Source organism: Sphingomonas sp. 320_CC (assembly GCF_059691795.1).
In genome coordinates this window covers 1,359,235-1,379,080 of the sequence record NZ_JCAWAE010000001.1, presented here as the reverse complement: position 1 = coordinate 1,379,080, position 19,846 = coordinate 1,359,235, and the positions used below count along the sequence as shown (strand labels likewise).

Sequence of the window (19,846 nt, the reverse complement as noted above, 5' to 3'; positions counted from 1 at the left end):
TCCTCGTGGCGAAGGGTGCGCGTCACCGAGGGATATCCTAGCTTTCGCCGGGATGACGGGCTCGTGAAGCTCGGGCGTGCGATTTGTAATGAGACAGTTGCAGGTATCAGAACGGCAGCTTGAACCCGGGCGGCAGTTGCAGGCCGCTCGTCATCTTCGACATCTCAGTGCCAGACACCGCATCCGCCTTGGCGCGCGCGTCGTTAAATGCGGCGGTGAGAAGGTCCTCGAGCATCTGCTTCTCGCTCACCTGCATCAGCGAATCGTCGATCGCGATGTTGATGATGCGGCCCTTGGCGGAGGCCTTGATCTTGACGAGTCCGCCGCCGGACGCGCCCTCGACCTCGATCGTGTCGAGATTGGCCTGCGCCTTTTCCATCTCGCTCTGGACGTTCTGCGCCATGGCGAGAATTTCATCGATATTCTTCATGCGTTGCTCCTTTGACCTGGCCACGATTCGAGCTGGGCGTCGGGAAACGCTGCCACCGCGGCCTTCATGATGGGGGATTCAAGAATGGCTTGCCGCACCGCCGCGTCGGCGGCGTCCTGCGCCTCGCGCAACGTGGGCTCACCGGGGGCGTCGACGATCGACACTTTCCACGCGGTCCGCGTCACGCTTTTCAACAGCGTGTTCAGTTCGGCGAGCGTGTCGGCCGAGACCGGGCGGCTGCCGCTGAGGACGAATTCGGGCGGCGAGTAACTGACGATCCGTGCGCCGTGACGAAGACGTGCGGCGATCGCGAGGCCGCCCGATTCGTCGAGCAGATCGACCAGCGCTTCGAACGTCGGCGGCAGGATCGGTCCGGTCGCGACGGGTTCGGGCGCCTTCGCAGCGGATCCAGCGTTCCAGGGCGGCGCTTCGCCGGAAGGAGGTGTAGGTGGTGGCGGCGCCGTTGGTGCAGCCGCGGGGGTCGCACCGCTGGCGATCTGCCGGGCAAGCTCGCCGGGATCCGGCAGCGTCGAGGCGTAGATCGCGCGCAACAACGCCATTTCCGCGGCCTCGATCGGCAGCGCGGCCTTGGCGACTTCGTCATGGCCCTTGAGGAACAGCTGCCACAGACGGTGGAGCGCGGGATAGCCGAGCGATGCCGCCCATTCCTCGCGCGCTGCACGCTCTTCCATCGGTTGCGCCGCGTCAGGGGGCGTGCCGACCTTGGTCAGCGTGATGCCGTGGACGGTTTCGAGCAGCGAGCGCAGCACCGACAGCGGATCGACGCCGTAATCATATTGCCGGCGCATCGAGGCGAGCGCCCCTGCCCCGTCGCCGGCGAGGATCAGCGTCAGCAGATCGCGCACCGCGCCCCGGTCCGACAAACCGAGCATCTGGCGCACAGCATCCGCGGTCACGCCGCCGCCTTCGAGCCCGGCATGCGCGATAGCCTGGTCGAGGATCGACAGGCCGTCGCGGGCCGAGCCTTCCGCGGCGCGCGCGATCAGCATCAGCGCTTCAGGATCGGCGACGACGCCTTCTTGCTCAGAAACCCACGCGAAATGCTTCGAAAGCTGTTCGGCGGAAATGCGGCGCAGATCGAAGCGCTGGCAGCGCGAGAGGACCGTCACCGGGACCTTGTTCACTTCGGTCGTCGCGAACAGGAATTTCACATGGGGAGGTGGCTCCTCCAGCGTCTTCAGCAGCGCGTTGAACGCGTTCTTCGACAGCATGTGGACTTCGTCGATGATGTAGATCTTGAAGCGCGCGGTGACCGCCGAATAGCGCGACGCGTCGATGATCTCGCGGACGTCGTCGACGCCGGTATGGCTCGCGGCGTCCATCTCGATCACGTCGATATGGCGGCCCTCGGCGATCGCTCGGCAGGGTTCGCAGACGCCGCAGGGGTCGATCGTCGGGCCACCGTCGCCGTCGGGGCCGATGCAGTTGAGCGCCTTCGCGATCAGGCGGGCGGTCGACGTTTTCCCGACGCCGCGGACGCCGGTCATCAGGAAGGCGTGGGCGAGCCGGTCGCGCTTGATCGCGTTGCCGAGCGTCTGGACCATCGCGTCCTGCCCGATCAGCTCGGAAAAGGTCTGCGGACGGTATTTGCGCGCAAGCACGCGGTAGGCGGGGGCATCCGGTGTTTTAGCCGGCTGCGGGGGTTCGCCCAGGTCGAAGGAATCTGACATTGCGGTCGTCATAGCGGGTGCTGCGCGTGCTGTCGAAGGGGTCGGAAGTTCACAAAGTTCACACGCTGGGAAGGGTCTGCACTTCGACGTACCCGGAGGCTGGCGAGTGGATTGTCGGAACCTGTGATGTGGGCAGTGCCGGTCATGCGCGGCTTATGCCACAACACTGCGGCGTAGGATAATTGTTTGGAACGTTGTGGGAACATCGGGGGTGGTTTCTACCCGGTTGCGCTTGGGTAACTGGTTCGCTGAGAAGTTTAGAAGTGCGCTGCGGCTTAGCCGCATCGTCAGACGGCGCTTTGCGCCGCTGGCCGCGCTCATATGTCGGAACGACATGTTCGCGGTGGGAGCCGGGACGACCCGGGGCTTAGTCGTTGTGGCTGCTTCCTTCCGGATCTGACCAAGTTGGCGACGACCACGTCCGCCCGACTCCCGCGGCGCATATGGCGGGGTCGGGCGGGATGATCAAGCCGCTTTAGCTTGAAGCGGGTTCAGCGCCCCGGCTCAGCGGTTGTAGCGGACCGTGCGGCAGATGCGCTGGCGATGATGGTTGCGATAGACGTTGCGGCAGACCTGACGCGTGCGGACGACATGGCGACGGTAGCCAGGGCGACGGTCGTCATGGCGAACGACGGTGCGCTCATGGACGACGGTACGCTGCGCCGAGGCTTCGGCCGCGATGCCGACGGGGGCAAGGCCGGTCAATGCGACGAGACCGGCGGCGGCGATGGTGAACAACTTCATGATACTCTCCTTTTGGGTGCGGGGCCTCCCGACCCCGGCAACCTATGTTATCAAACTAAAGGGGTTCGTTACGGTTCCGTACTAGCGGCGGAAGCAGCGACGAACCGGGCCATAATAGCCACGCTCTATCCGGCAGACGACGCGCGAGCGGCCGTATCCGCGAGGTCCGCGATAGCCGTAGCCGCCGCGATAGCCGTAGTCGCCACGATACCCGCCGCCATAGCCACGATAGCCGCGATCCCTGCCGCGCCAGCCACGGTCGCCGTGCCAGCCGCGATTGCCATGCCAGCCACGATCGCCGTGCCAGCCACCACCGTGGCGGGGGCCGTCCCAGCCGTGGCGTTGCGCATCGGCGGGGGCCGAGGCGAACAGCGTTCCGGCGGCCAGCGCGCCGGCGGCGAACATTGCGATGATCTTCATGTTCGGTACTCCTCTCAAGACCTCGTACATTGAGGCGATGAGGGGATAATCCGCTCCCGGCCGTGCACGTTCCCTGAACCGGCCGTTGTCTTCCTGTAAGCTTTGCTGTCGTTTATTCCGGGATGCGGACGGTCAAGCCGTCGAGCGCTTCGGTCAGGCGGATCTGGCAGGCGAGACGACTGGTGCGCGTCGCATTGTGCGCGAGATCGAGCATGTCCTCCTCGTCCTCGCTCGCCGGCGGTAGGCTGGCGAAGTCGGCGGGGTCGACGATGACGTGGCAGGTCGCGCAGGCGAGCTGGCCTTCGCAGGTGCCTTCGAGCGGCTGGTTATGCGCCTGTGCGGCGTCCAGCAGGCGGTCGCCGGGGGTTGCGGAGGTCGTCGTTGCGGTGCCGTCGCGGGCGATGAAGCGGACGATCATGGCCATTGCGCCTCGGCGGCGGCAACGATCGTATCGATCGCGTCGCGGAGTTCGGTTTCGGTGGTATAGCGGCCGAAGCCGAGGCGGATGCTGGACCGCGCCTGCGCTTCGGTAAGGCCGATCGCGCGGAGGACGTGGCTGGAGCGGCCAGACCCGCTGGCGCAGGCGGACCCGGCGGAGAAGGCGATCTCGCGAAGGTCGGACATCAGGCGGTTTACGTCGAGATTTGCACGGTGGACGTTTAGGTTGCCGTGGTAGCGATGTTCGGTCGAGCCGTTGATGGTCCATTGGGGGCCTAGGCGGTCGAGCGCGAGCGACCAGAGACGGTGGATGTGCGCGACGTCCTCGTCCTTGCGGTCGGCCATGAGTTGTGCGGCGATGCCGAAACCTGCGCAGAGTGCCGGTGACAGCGTGCCCGAGCGGCCGGGGGCTTCCTGCCCGCCGCCGTGCATCAGCGGCGCGAGGTCGATGCCGTCGCGGATCCAGAGTGCGCCGATGCCTTTGGGGCCGTGGATCTTGTGCGCGGAGATCGTGATCAGGTCGACGGTGTCGGGGATCGGAACGCGGCCATAGCCTTGTACCGTGTCGCAGAGCATCAGCGCGCCGGCTGCGTGGGCGATCTCGGCGAGCGCGGCGATCGGCTGGATGACGCCGATCTCGTTGTTGACGAGCATCGCGGCGACGAGCCCGGTGCCGGGTTGGATCACGGCGCGGGCTTGGTCGAGGTCGACCACGCCATCGGGGCCGACGGGAATAACCGTGACGGGGCGTTTCTTCACCGCTTCGGCTGCGACCGTGTCGAGGACGGCGGCGTGTTCGGTGGCGAGCGTCGTGACGGCGCCGGTCGTGCCCTTGATCGCCCAGTTGAGCGCTTCGGTTGCGCCGCTGGTGAAGGCGACGCGGCCACCGGGGGGGAGCAGCGCGGCGACATGGTCGCGGGCGACTTCGACGGCTGCTTTGGCGCGGCGACCTTCGCGGTGGGGGGAGTGCGGGTTGGCGTGTTGCGAATCGAGCCAGGGAAGCATGGCGGCGAGCGCTTCAGGCGCGAGCGGGGTAGTTGCCTGGTAGTCGAGGTACGTCATGCCCCCAGTCTCCCAGGGCGCTTTATGTCCTGGGCGATCCGCGTCCAGGCTTCGGCGAACTTCGCGACGTCTTCGGGTGTCGTGGTCCAGCCGAAGCTGACGCGGACGACTTCGGCGGCGGCTTCGGGGGGATAGCCCATCGCGGCGAGGACGTGGCTTGGGCGCATGCTGCCCGACGAGCACGCGCTGCCCGCGGAGACGGCGAACCCGGCCATGTCGAGGCGGATCAGCTGCGCGGCGGAACTGACGCCGGGCATGCGGTAGGAGGCGATCGTGGGGATGCGGGGGGAGTTTTGCGCGACGATCTCGCCGCCGCTCGCGAGGATGGCTTCGTCGAGTTCGGCGCGAAGATCGGCCATGCCCGGGAACCAGTCGCAAGGGGCTTCGAGTGCGGCGGCGAACCCGAGCGCGCCGGGGAGGTTTTCGGTGCCGCCGCGGTAACCGCGCTCCTGCCCGCCGGTCGGGTCGAGCATCCCGAGATCGCGGATCAGCAGCGCGCCGATGCCGGGAGGGCCGCCGAGCTTGTGTGCGGAGACGATGATAAGGTCGGCTTCGGGGAGCGGGAGCTTGCCGGCGGTTTGGGAGCAATCGGCTATCCAGAGACCGGTGGGGCGATCCTGGAGAACACCTGTTTCGCTGTTGGCGGACTGGAGTGCGATCGTCTGGGTTCCCTCCCCGTTCGTGACGGTACCGCCGGCATCGACCTCCAGCATCACCGGCTGTTCGGCCGCGCGGAGGACCGCATCATGCTCGACCGCCGCCACCGCGACACCCGGGCGGCCACGCAGCGCCAGCGCTGCGGACTCGCTCGCGCCGCTGGTGAGGATCACGTGCTGCGGCCAGTCCAGCGCCTGCGCGATCCGCTTCCGCGCATCCTCCAGCGCAGCCCGCGCCGCGCGTCCCTCGGCATGCGGCGAGGACGGGTTCGCCCAGCGCGCCATGCCTTCCGTCACCGCCGCGATGGCCTCTGGGCGCATCGGCGTGGTGGCGGCGTGATCGAGGTAGATACGCGAGTCGTTACGGGCCAGGGTCGGTTCCAATTGCGAAAAGGGGCTCGTTCCCTATATAGCGTCGATAATCCGGCACTCCACCCGAGTGCGTATCCCAGCTCGCGAGTGCCTATGCCAGAAGTCATTTTTCCCGGTCCCGAAGGCCGTCTCGAAGGTCGTTTTGCGCCGGGGCCACGTCCGCGCGCACCCGTCGCGATGATCCTGCACCCGCATCCGTCGGCCGGTGGCACGATGAACAACGCGATCGTGCAGCAGCTCTACAAGACCTTCCAGCGGCGCGGCTTCGCGACGTTGCGGTTCAACTTCCGCGGTGTCGGCAAGAGCCAGGGCGTGTTCGACAATGGCGTCGGCGAACTGAGCGATGCGGCGAGCGCGCTCGACTGGGTGCAGAGCTTCCACCCCGAGGCGCAGACGACTTGGATCGCGGGCGTCAGCTTCGGCGCGTGGATCGGCATGCAGCTGCTGATGCGTCGGCCTGAGATCCGCGGGTTCATCTCGGTCGCACCACCGGCGAATTTGTACGACTTCACGTTCCTCGCGCCTTGCCCGTCGAGCGGGATCATCATCCAGGGCGAGGCCGACGAGGTCGCGACGCCTGGGGCTACGCAGAAGCTGGTGGATAAGCTGCGGACGCAGAAGCACATCACGATCCATCACGACACGATCCCGAAGGCTAACCACTTCTTCGAGCATGAGATGCCGGAGTTGATGGGGAGCGTGGACAAGTATCTGGATATGCGTCTCGACCCGAACTCTCCGATCCGGTAATTTTCCTTCTCCCCTCGGGGAGAAGGTGGCGCGCTAGCGTCGGATGAGGGGGAGTTGGGATGGGCGATCGCTCGCCAACTCCCCTCTCCCTTCCCACCGCAAGCGCGGCGGGCCCCTTCCCTCTCCCCACAGGGGCGAGGGAGTTAGAGGGTCCAGATTGCTACGTTGGCTAGCAGGACTGCGGCCATTATCAGCATCAGGACGCCCTTCTTTGTATCGCGCTTCTTCGCGATCAGCGCGATGCCGCCGATCAGGCAGGCGAACATGCCCAGCATTGCTATGGCGGGAGCCGCAGCGGCGATCGAGGTCAGTGCGGGGTTCATGCTGCCATCGCCTTCGCGTAGGCGGCGAGGTCGACGTTGCCGCCGGACAGGATGACGAGCAGGCCGGGTTCGAGCTTCACCTTGCTGGAAAGGACCGCCGCCAGCCCAACTGCGCCGCCGGGTTCGATGACCAGCCGCAGTTTCTCCGCGGCCCATCGCTGCGCTGCGGCGATCTCCGACTCGCTGACCGCTACGCCGGTCGCGTCGCGGCGGGAGAGGACGTCGAAGGTCAGCGGCGATACGCGTAGGGTCTGGAGCGAGTCGCAGGCGGTCGGCGGGGGGTTGGGGCCGACGGGTTCGATCCATGACGCCTCCAGGGAGCGGCGCATGTCGTCCCAGCCCTCGGGTTCGACGACGGTGATCGCGCTGTCCTTCAAGGCCAGCGCGATGCCTGCCGACAGGCCGCCGCCCCCGCAGGGGATGACGACGCGGCTTGGTACGCCCATGCCTAGCGCTGCCATCTGTGCTGCTGCCTCGATCCCAGCGCTCCCCTGCCCCTCGATGATCCACGGGTCGTCGAAGCTCGGCACCAGCGTTGCGCCCCGCGCTTCGGCCAGCCCTGCGGCGATCGTTTCGCGGCTTTCGGTGGCGCGGTCGTAGGTCACTACCTCCGCGCCCAGTGCCAGGGTCGACTCGCGCTTCAGGCGTGGCGCATCCGACGGCATCACGATCGTCGCTGCGATGCCGAGGCGTTTCGCCGCCCAGGCAACACCCTGCGCGTGATTGCCCGAGGAGAACGCGACGACGCCTTTTTGTCGTGTCACGTCGTCCAATGCGGTGAGCCGATGCCACGCGCCGCGAATCTTGAAGGCGCCGATTGGTTGCAACGACTCGGCCTTGAAAGCGACCGGTACACCCTTGATTTCACTGATAAACAGTGGCGTCGGCGGGAGTATCCGGGCGATCTTCTCCGCGGCGTCGCGGACGCCCGCCCGCGTCGGTTGTCGCAAAATCGTCACACACCGTCTCCTATCCGCCAAACGCTATTTACATGGGGGGCGCGTAACCCTAGATCGCGCTTCCGCTGCCCCATGGGACTTCCAACCGCAAGGCAGTGTTTTTGTAATTTGTCTCAGGACATTGGAGGTCCCTTGAATTGGTCAAGCATCATATCGCGCTGGGGTTAGCGAAAGCCCATTCGACCGCCGACACCTCCCACATCGGGAGCGGCATCGACATCGCTAAAGGGCGTCCGGTCAATCCGGTCACGCTCGTTCGTCCGCACGCTGCTGCGCGCGCCGCTCGGTTCTTCGTCGAGAAGTTCCCGGGTCGCTCGATGTATGCGGTGAAGGCGAACCCGTCTCCCGAACTCCTGCAGATCCTGTGGGACAATGGCATCACGCATTACGACGTGGCGTCGATCGCCGAAGTGCGCCTGGTCGCACGGACGCTTCCCAAGGCTACGCTGTGCTTCATGCACCCGGTCAAGGCCGAGGAAGCGATCGCCGAGGCGTATTTCACGCACGGCGTCCGCACCTTCAGCCTCGACAGCCTGGAAGAGCTCGACAAGGTCGTTCGCGCTACGAAAGCCGCCGCCGACCTGACGTTGTGTGTGCGCCTGCGCGTGTCGTCGGAGCATTCGAAGCTGTCGCTGGCGTCGAAGTTCGGTGCAGCCCCGCATGAAGCCAAGGAACTGCTGTTCGCGGCCCGCCAGGCTGCGGACGCGCTCGGCATCTGCTTCCATGTCGGTTCGCAGGCGATGACCCCCGAGGCCTATTCGAACGCGATGGAGCGCGTCCGTGCGGCGATCGTCGAGGCGGCGGTCACGGTCGACGTCATCGACGTCGGCGGCGGCTTCCCGTCCTCGTATCCCGGCATGGAGCCCCCGCCGCTCGAGCATTTCTTCGAGACGATCCACCGTGCGTTCGAATCGCTGCCCGTCAGCTATTCGTCCGAGCTGTGGTGCGAGCCGGGCCGGGCGCTGTGCGCGGAATATTCGTCGATCATCGTGCGCGTCGAAAAGCGTCGCGGGACCGAGCTGTACATCAACGACGGTGCGTATGGCGCGCTGTTCGACGCGGCGCATATCGGCTGGCGTTTCCCGACCGAGCTGCTTCGTGAGCCGGACAGCCGTGCGAAGGACATGGAGTTCAGCTTCTATGGTCCGACGTGCGACGACATGGATTACATGGTCGGCCCGTTCATGCTGCCCGCGGACACGCAGGCCGGCGATTATATCGAGATCGGCATGCTCGGCGCGTATGGCTCGGCGATGCGGACCGCGTTCAACGGGTTCGGATCGGACGAGACGGTGATCGTGACGGACGAGCCGATGGTCTCGCTGTATGACGAGCGCTTCCAGGACCTCGCGTCGAACGTCGTCAAGCTGTAACCAAGCTTTAGTACCGCGCCCTTCTTCCTCCCCTCCCGTTTACGGGAGGGGTCGGGGGAGGGCTTGTCCGCGAGCGTGGCGTTCGCGGATATTTCAGTCCCTCCCCTAACCCCTCCCGCAAGCGGAAGGGGGATTTATGGAGCATGTTATGACCGAAGACACCCGCATCGACGCGCAGCGCAAGGCGGAACTCCTTTCCACCACCGTCGAGCATATCGACATCACCAGCTTCGACGCGCGGCCGATCGTCGACGCGATGAAGAAGATGTCGTTCACCAGCCGCGATCTGGGCCGTGCGACCGACATCTACAACCAGATGCTGGCCGACAAGGACTGCACGATCTTTCTCGTGATCGCGGGCTCGACGAGCGCTGGCGGTTGCATGGACCTGTATGCCGAGCTGCTGCGCAACAACATGATCGACGGCATCGTCGCGACCGGCGCGACCATCGTCGACATGGATTTCTTCGAGGGCCTCGGCCACAAGCATTATCAGGCGCTCGAAGTGCCGCACGACGACGTGCTGCGTTCGCTGATGATCGACCGGATCTACGACACCTATATCGACGAGGAAGAGCTTCAGCACGTCGACCACACGATCTTCGAGATCGCCGAGACGCTCGAACCACGCGCCTATTCGAGCCGTGAGTTCATCCGCGAGATGGGCAAGTACCTCGTCGAGCACGGCAAGAAGGATAACAGCCTCGTCAAGCTCGCTTACGAGCATGACGTGCCGATCTTCTGCCCGGCGTTCGTCGATTCGTCGGCGGGCTTCGGTCTGGTCAAGCACCAGGTCGACGCGGTGAAGGCGGGCAAGCCGTACATGGTCCTCGACGCGATCGCCGATTTCCGCGAACTCACCGAGATCAAGATCAAGGCGGGCACCACCGGGCTCCTCATGATCGGCGGCGGCGTGCCGAAGAACTTCATCCAGGACACCGTCGTCTGCGCCGAGATCCTCGGTCACGACGACGTCCAGGTGCACAAGTACGCGGTGCAGATCACGGTCGCCGACGTGCGCGACGGTGCTTGCTCGTCGTCGACGCTGCAGGAAGCGGCATCGTGGGGCAAGGTGAATACGGGGATCGAGCAGATGGTGTTCGCTGAAGCCGGTTCGGTCATGCCGCTGCTGGCGTCGGACGCGTATCATCGTGGGCTTTGGAAGGACCGTCCGGTCCGCAAGTGGGGCGCGAGCTTCGACAAGGCCTGAGGCTAGCTGATCCTCCTTGCAAGGTGGCGCTGGCGCGAAGCGGCGGAGGGGGAGGCGGCGATAACGCTGGTTGCCCTCTCCTCCCCCTCCGTCAGGCAAGCGCCTGCCACCTCCCCCTGGCGGGGGAGGATTAGAGATACCGTTGCCCCCTCCGGGCAATTGATGCAGCCTCCTCCGGATAACCGGGGGAGGCTTTTTCATGCACAGCGAGATCCTGCGACCGATGGTCGTGCTGATCGCGTGGACGCTCGTGATGCTGGGCTGGACGCTCGCGACGCGGTTGCCGGCGATGAAGGCGGCCGGCGTCGATATGGGCAAGCTCGTCGGCACCAAGGCGTCCGACGCGGATCGATCGCTGCCTCCGCAGGTGCAATGGAAGGCGCACAACTACAATCACCTGATGGAGCAGCCGACGTTGTTCTACGCGGTGTGTGCCGTGCTCGCGCTGAGCGGCACGGGCAGCGGCGTCAATGCCTGGATCGCCTGGGCCTATGTCGGGCTGCGGATCGCCCACAGCCTCGTCCAGGCGACTAGCAACCGCGTCAGGGCCCGCTTTCTCTTCTTCATGCTATCGAGTCTGATGCTCGTCGCACTCACGCTGCATGCCGCGCTCGCCGTGTTTTGATAAAGACCGCGAATAATCGCCGATCGCAGCGCCCGCCTCTCCCCGAACGCGATCCGATCGTCTAGGAGTTTGCCATGACCTTCGATCGCCGTTCGCTGCTCACCCTCCCCCTCGCCGCCGGGCTGGCGCTTCCTGCATTCGCGCGGAGCGGTGCGCAGTTCACTGCTGCTCAGCCTCGCGCGACGGACGTGCCGATGTGGCCGCCCGCAGAACGGTTTGCGCTTTGGCCCGGTATTCCGCCAGGCGCGCCGAACCCGCTGCCGGTGCCGCAGCCGCGGATGCCGCGCTACCCCGATGGTTATCGCGATTTCCAGATGCGCGGCGTGGTGCGGCCCGAGGTCGGCGTCTTCCGCCCGGCTCGGCCCGACGGTCGCGCGGTCCTGATCGTGCCCGGCGGCGGCTATTCGATCACCTCGCTGCGCAACGAGGGCATCGACGTCGCGCGCGTCCTGAACGGTTTCGGCATCACCGCGTTCGTGCTGAGCTACCGGCTGCCGGGCGAAGGCTGGGCCGATCGCGCCGACGTCCCGCTATCGGATGCGCAGCGTGCGATGCGGCTGATCCGGGCGAACGCTCGCGCCTACGAGATCAGGGCGGAGAAGCTCGGCGTGCTCGGTTTCTCGGCCGGCGGGCACCTTGCCGGGTCCGTGGCGGTCCTACACGAGTTCAAGGCGTATCGTCCGGTCGATGCCGCCGACCGGCACTCTGCGCGTCCTGCTTGGGCGGGACTCATGTACGCGGTCTCGAACATGGACCCCGGCCGCAGCCACGGCGGATCGCGCGCGAATCTGCTCGGTCCTGATCCGCTGCCTGCGGTCCAGGCGCGCTATGCGATCGACCGACAGTTGAAGGCTGGCGACCCGCCACTGTTCCTCGTGCATGCCGACGACGACAACACGGTCCCAGTCGCCAACAGCGTCGATACGCTCGCCGCCGCCCGCCGCGCCGGCATCCCCGCCGAAGCGCATTTCCTCCAGCATGGCGGGCACGGCTTCGGCACGCGCCTATCGCCTCGGTCGCCTGGGTCGCTGTGGCCGCAATTGTTCGATCGGTGGATGGGCGAACTGGTCGCTGGCTGACCATGGTCGGTCAGTATCGCGGACCTATCCGTCCTCACCGACGTTTGTCCTGAAAGATCAGGAGAGCGCGATGACTAGTCCGCATGCCGAGCCCCGCGACGTCTTCCATGAAAATGGCGAGGTCGTGATCGACGGGCCGGATGGCGCAGTCATCGCAATGACCCCCGAAGCGGCGTTGCGCACGGCGGGTCGGCTGGATGAGGCAGCGCTCGACGAACTGGTCGCGCGCGCTCAACTAGCCGGCAATGCTGATTAATTATACCTCTCGCCCATCTCGGCGGAGCGCTATCATCAGTTGACCATCGGACGAGACCGTCGCCGTAACGTCCAAATAGTCGCGGATGCGCAGATGACGAGCATCGAGCGCGTGGCTGGTCCCATGGGTCGCAGTGATCACCAGAACATCTGCGCCTGCCGCCTCGCCTGCCGTGATCCCGGCAAGAGCATCTTCGAAGATCAGGCAATCGCTGGCCATGACGCCGAGTCGTTCCGCCGCGACAAGGAAACAGTCCGGTGCGGGCTTGCCGTTGGGGATATCGTCCGCGGCGATCATCGTTGCGGGAACCGGCAGGCCGGCGGCCTTGAGGCGAACCTCGGCGAGAGCGCGGGGGGCAGAGGTGACGATCGTCCAGCGTTCGGATGGCAGGCTGGCCAGGAATGCGGCGGCACCCGCGATCGGTTCGATATCGCCAACGTCGAGCATTTCGGCGGCAGTGATCGCGGCTGCCTCGGCGACCGGGTCGACGCCGGGGAGGTTCAGGCGGCGGACCGTCTCGACCGATTGCACGCCGTGGATCGTCGGCACGAACGTCGCCGCGTCGAGACCGTGGGCGATTGCCCATTTGGTCCAGGTCCGCTCGGCGGAGGCGATCGAGGTGAGGATCGTGCCGTCCATGTCGAACAGGAATGCGGCGTAGCTGCGGGTCAGGAGAGTCATTCGGGTGCTCGTGATGGGAATTGGTGGGTTGGGCAAGTGAGTTTGGCCTAGCCCGCTACACCACCCCGGCGAAGGCCGGGGCCCAATTGGCATGTCCGAGCTAACTACGCGATACCGCTAGTCAGCTTCGTTCCCCAATTGGGCCCCGGCCTTCGCCGGGGTGGTAGCGGTCGGTATTGGCCACACAAAGAAAAGGCCGCTCCGGTTTCCCGAAGCGGCCTGTATTCCTGCACCAAGCTAAAGCTTAGATGTCGTCGCCGAGTGCGCCCTTGACGCTGCCCTTGACGTTCTGCGCAGTGCCCTTGGCCTGCTGCGCTTCGCCTTCGGCTACCAGCTTCTCGTTGTCCGTCGCCTTGCCGACGGCTTCCTTGACGTTGCCTGCAACCTTGTTGCCTGCTGCTGCGACCTTGTCGGTGAACTCGCCCATCAGAGCCTCCACTTGTTATGCGGGCCCGCCAACCGGGCCGCTTGAACTTGCAAAGGTATAACGGCCGTCTTTACCGTGGGTTCCGTGACGTTTGCGTCATGACCTATGTTTCAGATCAGTCCCGCCAGCGGGCTAGACGGATCGGCATAACGACGCTGCCCCATCCGCCCGGCACGGTACGCCAGACGCCCCGATTCGACCGCGGCCTTCATTGCGGCGGCCATCATCAGCGGGTCCTTCGCCTCGGCAATGGCCGTGTTCATCAGCACGCCATCGCAACCGAGCTCCATTGCCACCGCCGCATCGGACGCGGTGCCGACGCCGGCATCGACCAGCACCGGCACCCCTGCCCCCTCGACGATCAGCCGGATCGTCACGCGGTTCTGGATGCCAAGGCCCGAGCCGATCGGTGCGCCGAGCGGCATGATCGCGACCGCGCCTGCGTTCTCGAGGCGTTTGGTGGCGATCGGATCGTCGACGCAATAGACCATCGGCTTGAAACCCTCGTTGGCGAGAATCTCGGTCGCGCGCAGCGTCTCGACCATGTCCGGATAGAGCGTCTTCGCCTCGCCGAGCACTTCGAGCTTCACCAATTCCCAGCCGCCCGCCTCGCGCGCCAGTCGCAGCGTGCGAATCGCCGACTCGGCATCGAAGCAGCCCGCGGTGTTGGGCAGGTAGGTGATCTTCTTCGGATCGATGAAGTCGGTCAGCATCGGCGCGTTGCGATCGGACACGTTGACGCGGCGCACGGCGACGGTGACGATCTCCGCGCCCGATGCCTCGACCGCGGCAGCGTTCTGCGCGAAGTCCTTGTACTTGCCCGTGCCGACGATCAGCCGCGACTTGAAGGTCTGGCCTGCGACCGTCCAGCTGTCCTCATGATCGCCACCACCGACAAAATGCACGATCTCGAGGTCGTCGCCGTCCTCGACCATGACGTCTGCCAGCGTCGAACGCGGCACGACCTCCATGTTGCGCTCGACCGCGATCTTCTCGGGCACGAGGCCGAGTTCGGTCGCGAGTCCAGCCAGCGAAAGACCGGCAGAGACGCGCTTGTGCTCGCCGTTGACGGTGATCGAGACGGTGCCATCGGAATGGGGCATGGGTACAGGGTCCACTATATAGCGACGGCGCGGCTCGACTTGACGCGAGACGAACCTGTAAGGAATGGCGTGACGCGCATATAGAGACCGCTCCGCAGCACCCGCAACCGAAAGGCCGCCCTTGCCCGATACGATATTCGTCCTGAACGGCCCCAACCTCAATCTGCTGGGAACGCGCGAGCCGGAAATCTATGGCGACGAGACGCTCGACGACATCGCCGGGATGCTGGAGGACCGCGCCCGCGAGCTCGACCTGGAGATCGACATGCGCCAGTCGAATCACGAGGGGCACCTCGTCGACTGGATCCAGGAGGCGCAGGCGCGCGGTGCCAAGGCGGTGATCCTCAACGCGGGTGCGTTCACGCACACCTCGGTCGCGGTGCACGACGCGATCAAGGGCGTGAAGACTCTAGTGATCGAGGTGCATCTTTCCAATCCCCACAAGCGTGAATCGTTCAGGCATGTGAGCCTGGTCGGGCAAGCGGCGAAGGGCACGATCGCGGGTTTCGGCGCGCTTTCGTATCTGCTCGCGCTTGAAGCCGTCGCACGGTTCTGACAGGAGGCCCCGCCATGAACGATACAACTGAAAACACGGGCGCAATGCAGGTCGACGTGACCCTGGTGCGCCAGCTCGCCGAACTGCTAGACACCACGCAGCTGACCGAGATCGAGGTCGAGGACGGCTCGCGCCGGATTCGCGTCGCACGCAAGGCGGCCCCAGCGGCCCCAGCGGCACCCGTCGCGCATTATGCGCCAGCGCCCGCCCCGGCCCCCGTCTCGGCACCGCTGTCGATCCCGCAGGCCGAGGTCGGCGCGTCCGCCCCCGCGATCAGCGCTAGCGCGGTCAAGTCGCCGATGGTCGGCACCGTCTATCTCGCCGCCAACCCCGAGGCGAAGCCGTTCTCGACCGTCGGCCAGAAGGTCAATGCGGGCGACACGCTGCTGATAATCGAGGCGATGAAGGTGATGAACACGATCGTCGCGCCGTCGGCCGGCACCGTGACCGCGATCCTGGTCGAAAACGGCCAGCCGGTCGAGTTCGACCAGCCGCTGGTCGTGGTCGAATAATGCCGCAAATCAAGAAGCTGCTCATTGCGAATCGCGGCGAGATCGCGCTGCGAATCCACCGTGCCTGTCACGAGATGGGCATCAAGACGGTCGCGGTGCACTCGACCGCCGACGCCGACGCCATGCACGTCCGGCTCGCGGACGAGGCGATCTGCATCGGACCGCCGTCCGCCGCCGACAGCTATCTGAACATTCCGAACATCATCTCGGCCGCCGAAATCTCGGGCGCGGACGCGATCCATCCCGGCTACGGCTTCCTCAGCGAGAACGCGCAGTTCGCCGAGATCGTCGAGCTGCACAACATCCTGTTCGTCGGGCCCAAGCCCGAGCACATCCGCACGATGGGCGACAAGGTCCAGGCGAAGCGCACCGCGGGCGCACTCGGGCTGCCGCTCGTCCCCGGGTCTGACGGCGCGATCAGCGACATCGCCGAAGCGAAGCGGATCGCCGAGAACATCGGCTATCCGGTGATCATCAAGGCGGCGTCAGGCGGCGGTGGTCGCGGGATGAAGGTCGTCAACGACCCCGACGATCTCGAAACGCAGATGCAGCAGGCCGGCAGCGAGGCGAAGGCCGCGTTCGGCGACGCCACCGTCTACATGGAAAAATACCTCGGCAATCCGCGGCATATCGAATTCCAGATCTTCGGCGACGGCAACGGCAACGCGATCCACCTCGGCGAGCGCGACTGCTCGCTCCAGCGCCGTCACCAGAAGGTGCTCGAGGAAGCCCCCTCGCCGATCATCACCGCCGAAGAGCGCGAGCGGATGGGCGGGATCGTCGCCAAGGCGATGGCCGACATGGGCTATCGCGGCGCGGGGACGATCGAGTTCCTGTGGGAAGCGGGCGAATTCTACTTCATCGAGATGAACACCCGGCTCCAGGTCGAGCATCCGGTGACCGAGATGATCACCGGGTTGGACCTGGTGCGCGAGCAGATTCGGGTGGCCGAGGGCCATCCGCTGACGCTCCGCCAGGAAGACGTTCAGTTCCGCGGTCACGCGATCGAATGCCGCATCAACGCCGAGGACCCGCGCACGTTCGCGCCGTCGCCGGGGCTGGTGAAGGTGTATCACGCGCCGGGCGGGATGCATGTGCGCGTCGATAGCGGGCTGTATGCCGGGTATCGCGTGCCGCCTTATTACGACTCGATGATCGCCAAGCTGATCGTCTACGGGACGACTCGGCAGGGTGCGTTGCGGCGGTTGCGGCGGGCGTTGGAGGAGATGGTGATCGAGGGCGTCACGACGACGATTCCACTGCACCGTGCGCTGCTCGACGATCCCGAGTTCCAGGAGGGTGCGTACACGATCAAGTGGCTGGAAGAGTGGTTGGCCAAGCAGGGGGCGTAACGCCTGACTTCCCCCCTCCCTGAAAGGGAGGGGCCGGGGGTGGGTCGGCCTGGGGCTGGCCGGAAATTCCCTCGAAACCGACCCACCCCCTACCCCTCCCTTCCAGGGAGGGGAGTTTTGACGGAGCATTCGTGAAGGCGACGATCTACCACAACCCGCGTTGCTCCAAGTCCCGCGAGGCGCTCGCGCTGCTGCAAGAGGCAGGAGCGGACGTCACGATCGTCGAATACCTCAAGACCCCGCCCTCCCGCGCGGAACTCGTCCGCCTCTACGACCGCGCCGGCATGACGCCGCGCCAAGGGCTCCGCATGGCCGAGGACGGCGCCAAGGCGGTCAAGCATGGCGACGCCGAGGCGATCCTCGACGCGATGATGATCGATCCGCTGCTGATCGAGCGCCCGCTGGTCGAGACCGACAAGGGCGTCCGGCTCGGCCGCCCGATCGCGCGGCTGCACGAGATCCTGTGATCGAGTCCCCTGCCCTTACATTGCACACGCACTCCCTAAGTGCCGCAATTTCGGGCAGTGATATCAACGATATTCCGCGGTTGCCCGAGGGCGCTGCGGCTGGCACGCTTGGTGCAAGGCGCCCTTCAGGGCGGACGGCTCGCTCGCAAGAGCGAGGGTTTCAACAATCGGGGGCGTACCTGTGAAAAAGATCGAAGCCATCATCAAGCCGTTCAAGCTGGATGAGGTGAAGGAAGCGCTGCACGAGATCGGCGTGAGCGGCATCACCGTGACCGAGGCCAAGGGTTTCGGCCGGCAGAAGGGCCACACCGAGCTGTACCGCGGCGCGGAATATGTCGTCGACTTCCTGCCGAAGGTGAAGCTCGAGGTCGTCGTCGAGGACGGTCTCGCGCAACGCGTCGTCGAGGCGATCGCCGCAGCCGCGCAGACCGGCCGGATCGGCGACGGCAAGATCTTCGTTATCCCGGTCGAGAGCGCGCTCCGCATCCGCACCGGCGAGCGCGACGACGACGCAATCTAGTTCCTAGCCATGCATATTGCGTTGACGACGAGTGACGACATCGTCATTTGACGCGACGCAACATTGTGTGGAAATTCCGTTCCATACCGCAATTAGATTCCCCGCATGATGCGGCGGAAATCTCAAAACGAAGGGCAAGCATCATGGCGAATTCGGCCTCCGACGTTCTCAATATGATCAAGGACCAGGAGATCGAGTGGGTCGATCTGCGGTTCACCGATCCCAAGGGCAAGTGGCAGCATCTGACGATGGTCGCGAGCCTAATCGGCGAAGACGAGCTGACCGACGGCCTGATGTTCGACGGCTCGTCGATCGAGGGCTGGAAGGCGATCAACGAGAGCGACATGACGCTCAAGCCCGATCTCGACGCGGTCTATGTCGATCCGTTCTCGGCGACGCCGATGATGATCCTGATCTGCGACATCAGCGATCCGTCGACCGGCGAGCTGTACGCGCGCGATCCGCGCTCGACCGCCAAGCGCGCCGAGGCGTATCTGCTGACCACCGGCGTCGGCGACACCGTGTATGTCGGCCCCGAAGCCGAATTCTTCATGTTCGACGACGTCCGCTTCGAGAACAGCTATTCGACCAGCTACTACAAGATCGACGACATCGAGCTGCCGGGCAATTCGGGTCGCGAATATGAGGGCGGCAACCTCGGCCACCGTCCGCGCGCCAAGGGCGGCTATTTCCCGGTCGCACCGGTCGACAGCGCCGTCGACATCCGCGGCGAGATGGTCTCGACGATGATCGAGATGGGCCTGCCCTGCGACAAGCATCACCACGAAGTCGCGGCCGCACAGCATGAGCTGGGCCTGACGTTCGGCACGCTGACGCAGACGGCGGATCGCATGCAGATCTACAAGTATGTCGTCCACCAGGTCGCGCATGCGTACGGCAAGACCGCGACGTTCATGCCGAAGCCTATCAAGGAGGACAACGGTTCGGGGATGCACACGCACTTCTCGATCTGGGAAGGCAAGACCCCGCTGTTCGCCGGCAACGGCTATGCGGGCCTGAGCGACATGTGCCTGTATTTCATCGGCGGCATCATCAAGCACGCCAAGGCGGTCAACGCGTTCACCAACCCGTCGACCAACAGCTACAAGCGCCTCGTCCCCGGTTACGAAGCGCCGGTGCTGCTCGCCTATTCGGCACGCAACCGCTCGGCATCGTGCCGCATTCCGTACGGCACCGGCCCCAAGGCGAAGCGCGTCGAAGTGCGCTTCCCGGACGCGCTGGCCAACCCGTATCTCGCCTATGCGGCGCTGATGATGGCGGGCATGGACGGCATCCTCAACAAGATCCATCCGGGCGAAGCGATGGACAAGAACCTGTACGACCTGCCGCCCGCAGAGCTCGCGCAGGTCCCGACTGTCGCGGGTTCGCTCCGCGAGGCGCTCGAATGCCTGCTCGCGGATCACGACTTCCTGCTGAAGGGCGACGTGTTCTCGAAGGACCAGATCGAGAGCTATGTCGAGATCAAGTACGCCGAGGTTGCGCGTTGGGAGATGACGCCTAGCCCGGTCGAGTATGACATGTACTATAGCGGCTGAGCCGTGCGGGCCGCACGGCGGTGCGCGAAAGCGCACAGCCGCTGTCGGCCGGCGTCGCGGGTAGCGACGACCGACGGCGTGGCTTTGCCACGTCGCTGATTTGGAAGAGGGCGCCCGGAGCAATCCGGGCGCCCTTTTTGTTTCAGGCCAGTCTCAATCCTGTCCTCACCCTTCCCACCCGGCAAGAGCCGCGCGGGCCCCTTCCCTCTCCCAATTGGGAGAGGGAGAGACGCCGAAGGCGGCGATGGGTGAGGACGGTTCCCCCGAAGCTTGTCTGCCCGCGA

The 19,846-nt window shown here is 65.4% G+C and carries 24 protein-coding genes and 1 other RNA gene; 12 read left to right on the top strand and 13 right to left on the bottom strand.

Annotated elements, in window-relative coordinates; translation table 11 throughout:
* Positions 1 to 106: 106 nt before the first annotated feature.
* The 8 genes from AC59GX_RS06445 to AC59GX_RS06410 all read right to left on the bottom strand — a co-directional run bounded on the left by AC59GX_RS06445 (position 107) and on the right by AC59GX_RS06410 (position 5,825).
* Positions 107 to 430, bottom strand: coding sequence for a YbaB/EbfC family nucleoid-associated protein (locus tag AC59GX_RS06445; RefSeq protein ID WP_426280466.1), 324 nt, complete (start codon positions 428 to 430; stop codon positions 107 to 109).
* Positions 427 to 2,121 (bottom strand): DNA polymerase III subunit gamma/tau, encoded by a 1,695-nt coding sequence (locus tag AC59GX_RS06440; RefSeq protein ID WP_426280467.1) that lies wholly within the window; start codon positions 2,119 to 2,121, stop codon positions 427 to 429. Before AC59GX_RS06440 ends, AC59GX_RS06445 begins: the two co-directional genes overlap by 4 nt.
* A 341-nt stretch (positions 2,122 to 2,462) precedes the next feature.
* Positions 2,463 to 2,556, bottom strand: an RNA gene (gene ffs / locus AC59GX_RS06435) — signal recognition particle sRNA small type.
* A 69-nt stretch (positions 2,557 to 2,625) separates the two neighbouring features.
* Positions 2,626 to 2,865: a hypothetical protein gene (locus AC59GX_RS06430; protein ID WP_426280468.1), complete on the bottom strand. Its 240-nt coding sequence runs from the start codon at positions 2,863 to 2,865 to the stop codon at positions 2,626 to 2,628.
* Between the two features lie 81 nt (positions 2,866 to 2,946).
* Complete coding sequence (locus tag AC59GX_RS06425; RefSeq protein ID WP_497301254.1) at positions 2,947 to 3,285, bottom strand: hypothetical protein; 339 nt, start codon at positions 3,283 to 3,285, stop codon at positions 2,947 to 2,949.
* 112 nt (positions 3,286 to 3,397) lie between these two features.
* Positions 3,398 to 3,703 carry a 2Fe-2S iron-sulfur cluster-binding protein gene (locus tag AC59GX_RS06420; protein WP_426280470.1) on the bottom strand — a complete coding sequence of 102 codons (306 nt, stop codon included), beginning with the start codon at positions 3,701 to 3,703 and terminating at the stop codon, positions 3,398 to 3,400.
* Complete coding sequence (locus AC59GX_RS06415) at positions 3,700 to 4,785, bottom strand: cysteine desulfurase family protein (RefSeq protein ID WP_426280471.1); 1,086 nt, start codon at positions 4,783 to 4,785, stop codon at positions 3,700 to 3,702. Before AC59GX_RS06415 ends, AC59GX_RS06420 begins: the two co-directional genes overlap by 4 nt.
* Positions 4,782 to 5,825, bottom strand: coding sequence for a cysteine desulfurase family protein (locus AC59GX_RS06410; protein WP_426280472.1), 1,044 nt, complete (start codon positions 5,823 to 5,825; stop codon positions 4,782 to 4,784). The genes AC59GX_RS06415 and AC59GX_RS06410 overlap by 4 nt, the downstream gene beginning before the upstream one ends.
* On the opposite strand from AC59GX_RS06410, the gene AC59GX_RS06405 reads away from it, so the two are divergent.
* A complete protein-coding gene (locus AC59GX_RS06405; RefSeq protein ID WP_426280473.1) occupies positions 5,778 to 6,563 on the top strand; it encodes an alpha/beta hydrolase in 786 nt (261 codons plus the stop codon). The genes AC59GX_RS06410 and AC59GX_RS06405 overlap by 48 nt on opposite strands.
* A gap of 143 nt (positions 6,564 to 6,706) precedes the next feature.
* On the opposite strand, the gene AC59GX_RS06400 is transcribed toward AC59GX_RS06405, so the two are convergent.
* Both AC59GX_RS06400 and AC59GX_RS06395 read right to left on the bottom strand, forming a co-directional pair.
* Complete coding sequence (locus tag AC59GX_RS06400) at positions 6,707 to 6,886, bottom strand: hypothetical protein (RefSeq protein ID WP_192238768.1); 180 nt, start codon at positions 6,884 to 6,886, stop codon at positions 6,707 to 6,709.
* Positions 6,883 to 7,845, bottom strand: a complete 963-nt coding sequence (locus AC59GX_RS06395; protein ID WP_426280474.1) for a threonine ammonia-lyase — start codon at positions 7,843 to 7,845, stop codon at positions 6,883 to 6,885. The genes AC59GX_RS06400 and AC59GX_RS06395 overlap by 4 nt, the downstream gene beginning before the upstream one ends.
* Positions 7,846 to 7,982: 137 nt before the next feature.
* On the opposite strand from AC59GX_RS06395, the gene AC59GX_RS06390 reads away from it, so the two are divergent.
* The 5 genes from AC59GX_RS06390 to AC59GX_RS06370 all read left to right on the top strand — a co-directional run bounded on the left by AC59GX_RS06390 (position 7,983) and on the right by AC59GX_RS06370 (position 12,388).
* The gene (locus AC59GX_RS06390) at positions 7,983 to 9,218 is read left to right on the top strand and encodes a type III PLP-dependent enzyme (protein ID WP_426280475.1); all 1,236 of its coding nucleotides are present in this window, start codon (positions 7,983 to 7,985) and stop codon (positions 9,216 to 9,218) included.
* Between the two features lie 148 nt (positions 9,219 to 9,366).
* Positions 9,367 to 10,428, top strand: coding sequence for a 1,9-bis(guanidino)-5-aza-nonane synthase (locus AC59GX_RS06385; protein WP_426280476.1), 1,062 nt, complete (start codon positions 9,367 to 9,369; stop codon positions 10,426 to 10,428).
* A 199-nt stretch (positions 10,429 to 10,627) separates the two neighbouring features.
* A complete protein-coding gene (locus AC59GX_RS06380) occupies positions 10,628 to 11,053 on the top strand; it encodes an MAPEG family protein (RefSeq protein WP_426280477.1) in 426 nt (141 codons plus the stop codon).
* Positions 11,054 to 11,127: 74 nt separating this feature from the next.
* Positions 11,128 to 12,132, top strand: a complete 1,005-nt coding sequence (locus tag AC59GX_RS06375) for an alpha/beta hydrolase (RefSeq protein ID WP_497301250.1) — start codon at positions 11,128 to 11,130, stop codon at positions 12,130 to 12,132.
* Positions 12,133 to 12,202: 70 nt separating this feature from the next.
* Positions 12,203 to 12,388, top strand: coding sequence for a hypothetical protein (locus tag AC59GX_RS06370; RefSeq protein WP_426280479.1), 186 nt, complete (start codon positions 12,203 to 12,205; stop codon positions 12,386 to 12,388).
* Here AC59GX_RS06370 and AC59GX_RS06365 read toward each other — a convergent pair whose 3' ends face one another.
* The 3 genes from AC59GX_RS06365 to thiS all read right to left on the bottom strand — a co-directional run bounded on the left by AC59GX_RS06365 (position 12,389) and on the right by thiS (position 14,599).
* Entirely contained in the window at positions 12,389 to 13,069 is a 681-nt protein-coding gene (locus AC59GX_RS06365) for an HAD-IA family hydrolase (protein ID WP_497301249.1), read from the bottom strand.
* 244 nt (positions 13,070 to 13,313) lie between these two features.
* Positions 13,314 to 13,496 (bottom strand): CsbD family protein, encoded by a 183-nt coding sequence (locus AC59GX_RS06360; RefSeq protein ID WP_056050734.1) that lies wholly within the window; start codon positions 13,494 to 13,496, stop codon positions 13,314 to 13,316.
* 110 nt (positions 13,497 to 13,606) lie between these two features.
* Positions 13,607 to 14,599 carry a sulfur carrier protein ThiS gene (gene thiS, locus AC59GX_RS06355; protein WP_082441445.1) on the bottom strand — a complete coding sequence of 331 codons (993 nt, stop codon included), beginning with the start codon at positions 14,597 to 14,599 and terminating at the stop codon, positions 13,607 to 13,609.
* A 121-nt stretch (positions 14,600 to 14,720) separates the two neighbouring features.
* Between thiS and aroQ the strand changes: the two genes are divergently transcribed.
* The 6 genes from aroQ (at position 14,721) to glnA (ending at position 19,562) form a co-directional block, all read left to right on the top strand.
* The gene (gene aroQ / locus AC59GX_RS06350) at positions 14,721 to 15,155 is read left to right on the top strand and encodes a type II 3-dehydroquinate dehydratase (protein WP_426280481.1); all 435 of its coding nucleotides are present in this window, start codon (positions 14,721 to 14,723) and stop codon (positions 15,153 to 15,155) included.
* 14 nt (positions 15,156 to 15,169) lie between these two features.
* Positions 15,170 to 15,667 carry an acetyl-CoA carboxylase biotin carboxyl carrier protein gene (gene accB, locus AC59GX_RS06345; protein WP_426280482.1) on the top strand — a complete coding sequence of 166 codons (498 nt, stop codon included), beginning with the start codon at positions 15,170 to 15,172 and terminating at the stop codon, positions 15,665 to 15,667.
* On the top strand, positions 15,667 to 17,019 hold the full coding sequence (gene accC / locus AC59GX_RS06340) for an acetyl-CoA carboxylase biotin carboxylase subunit (RefSeq protein ID WP_426280483.1): 1,353 nt from the start codon (positions 15,667 to 15,669) through the stop codon (positions 17,017 to 17,019). The genes accB and accC overlap by 1 nt, the downstream gene beginning before the upstream one ends.
* Positions 17,020 to 17,150: 131 nt before the next feature.
* Positions 17,151 to 17,486, top strand: coding sequence for an arsenate reductase family protein (locus AC59GX_RS06335; protein ID WP_056052772.1), 336 nt, complete (start codon positions 17,151 to 17,153; stop codon positions 17,484 to 17,486).
* Between the two features lie 181 nt (positions 17,487 to 17,667).
* The gene (locus AC59GX_RS06330) at positions 17,668 to 18,006 is read left to right on the top strand and encodes a P-II family nitrogen regulator (protein ID WP_055875939.1); all 339 of its coding nucleotides are present in this window, start codon (positions 17,668 to 17,670) and stop codon (positions 18,004 to 18,006) included.
* Positions 18,007 to 18,149: 143 nt separating this feature from the next.
* Positions 18,150 to 19,562, top strand: a complete 1,413-nt coding sequence (gene glnA, locus AC59GX_RS06325) for a type I glutamate--ammonia ligase (protein ID WP_056062965.1) — start codon at positions 18,150 to 18,152, stop codon at positions 19,560 to 19,562.
* Positions 19,563 to 19,846: the final 284 nt, after the last annotated feature.

Excerpts from the sequence above, each read along its gene's own strand:
- AC59GX_RS06445 (WP_426280466.1), bottom strand. The coding sequence starts at position 430 with ATGAAGAATATCGATGAAATTCTCGCCATGGCGCAGAACGTCCAGAGC.
- AC59GX_RS06440 (WP_426280467.1), bottom strand. The coding sequence starts at position 2,121 with ATGTCAGATTCCTTCGACCTGGGCGAACCCCCGCAGCCGGCTAAAACA.
- AC59GX_RS06430 (WP_426280468.1), bottom strand. The coding sequence starts at position 2,865 with ATGAAGTTGTTCACCATCGCCGCCGCCGGTCTCGTCGCATTGACCGGC.
- AC59GX_RS06425 (WP_497301254.1), bottom strand. The coding sequence starts at position 3,285 with ATGAAGATCATCGCAATGTTCGCCGCCGGCGCGCTGGCCGCCGGAACG.
- AC59GX_RS06420 (WP_426280470.1), bottom strand. The coding sequence starts at position 3,703 with ATGATCGTCCGCTTCATCGCCCGCGACGGCACCGCAACGACGACCTCC.
- AC59GX_RS06415 (WP_426280471.1), bottom strand. The coding sequence starts at position 4,785 with ATGACGTACCTCGACTACCAGGCAACTACCCCGCTCGCGCCTGAAGCG.
- AC59GX_RS06400 (WP_192238768.1), bottom strand. The coding sequence starts at position 6,886 with ATGAACCCCGCACTGACCTCGATCGCCGCTGCGGCTCCCGCCATAGCA.
- AC59GX_RS06385 (WP_426280476.1), top strand. The coding sequence starts at position 9,367 with ATGACCGAAGACACCCGCATCGACGCGCAGCGCAAGGCGGAACTCCTT.
- AC59GX_RS06380 (WP_426280477.1), top strand. The coding sequence starts at position 10,628 with ATGCACAGCGAGATCCTGCGACCGATGGTCGTGCTGATCGCGTGGACG.
- AC59GX_RS06375 (WP_497301250.1), top strand. The coding sequence starts at position 11,128 with ATGACCTTCGATCGCCGTTCGCTGCTCACCCTCCCCCTCGCCGCCGGG.
- AC59GX_RS06370 (WP_426280479.1), top strand. The coding sequence starts at position 12,203 with ATGACTAGTCCGCATGCCGAGCCCCGCGACGTCTTCCATGAAAATGGC.
- AC59GX_RS06365 (WP_497301249.1), bottom strand. The coding sequence starts at position 13,069 with ATGACTCTCCTGACCCGCAGCTACGCCGCATTCCTGTTCGACATGGAC.
- AC59GX_RS06360 (WP_056050734.1), bottom strand. The coding sequence starts at position 13,496 with ATGGGCGAGTTCACCGACAAGGTCGCAGCAGCAGGCAACAAGGTTGCA.
- thiS (WP_082441445.1), bottom strand. The coding sequence starts at position 14,599 with ATGCCCCATTCCGATGGCACCGTCTCGATCACCGTCAACGGCGAGCAC.
- accB (WP_426280482.1), top strand. The coding sequence starts at position 15,170 with ATGAACGATACAACTGAAAACACGGGCGCAATGCAGGTCGACGTGACC.
- accC (WP_426280483.1), top strand. The coding sequence starts at position 15,667 with ATGCCGCAAATCAAGAAGCTGCTCATTGCGAATCGCGGCGAGATCGCG.
- glnA (WP_056062965.1), top strand. The coding sequence starts at position 18,150 with ATGGCGAATTCGGCCTCCGACGTTCTCAATATGATCAAGGACCAGGAG.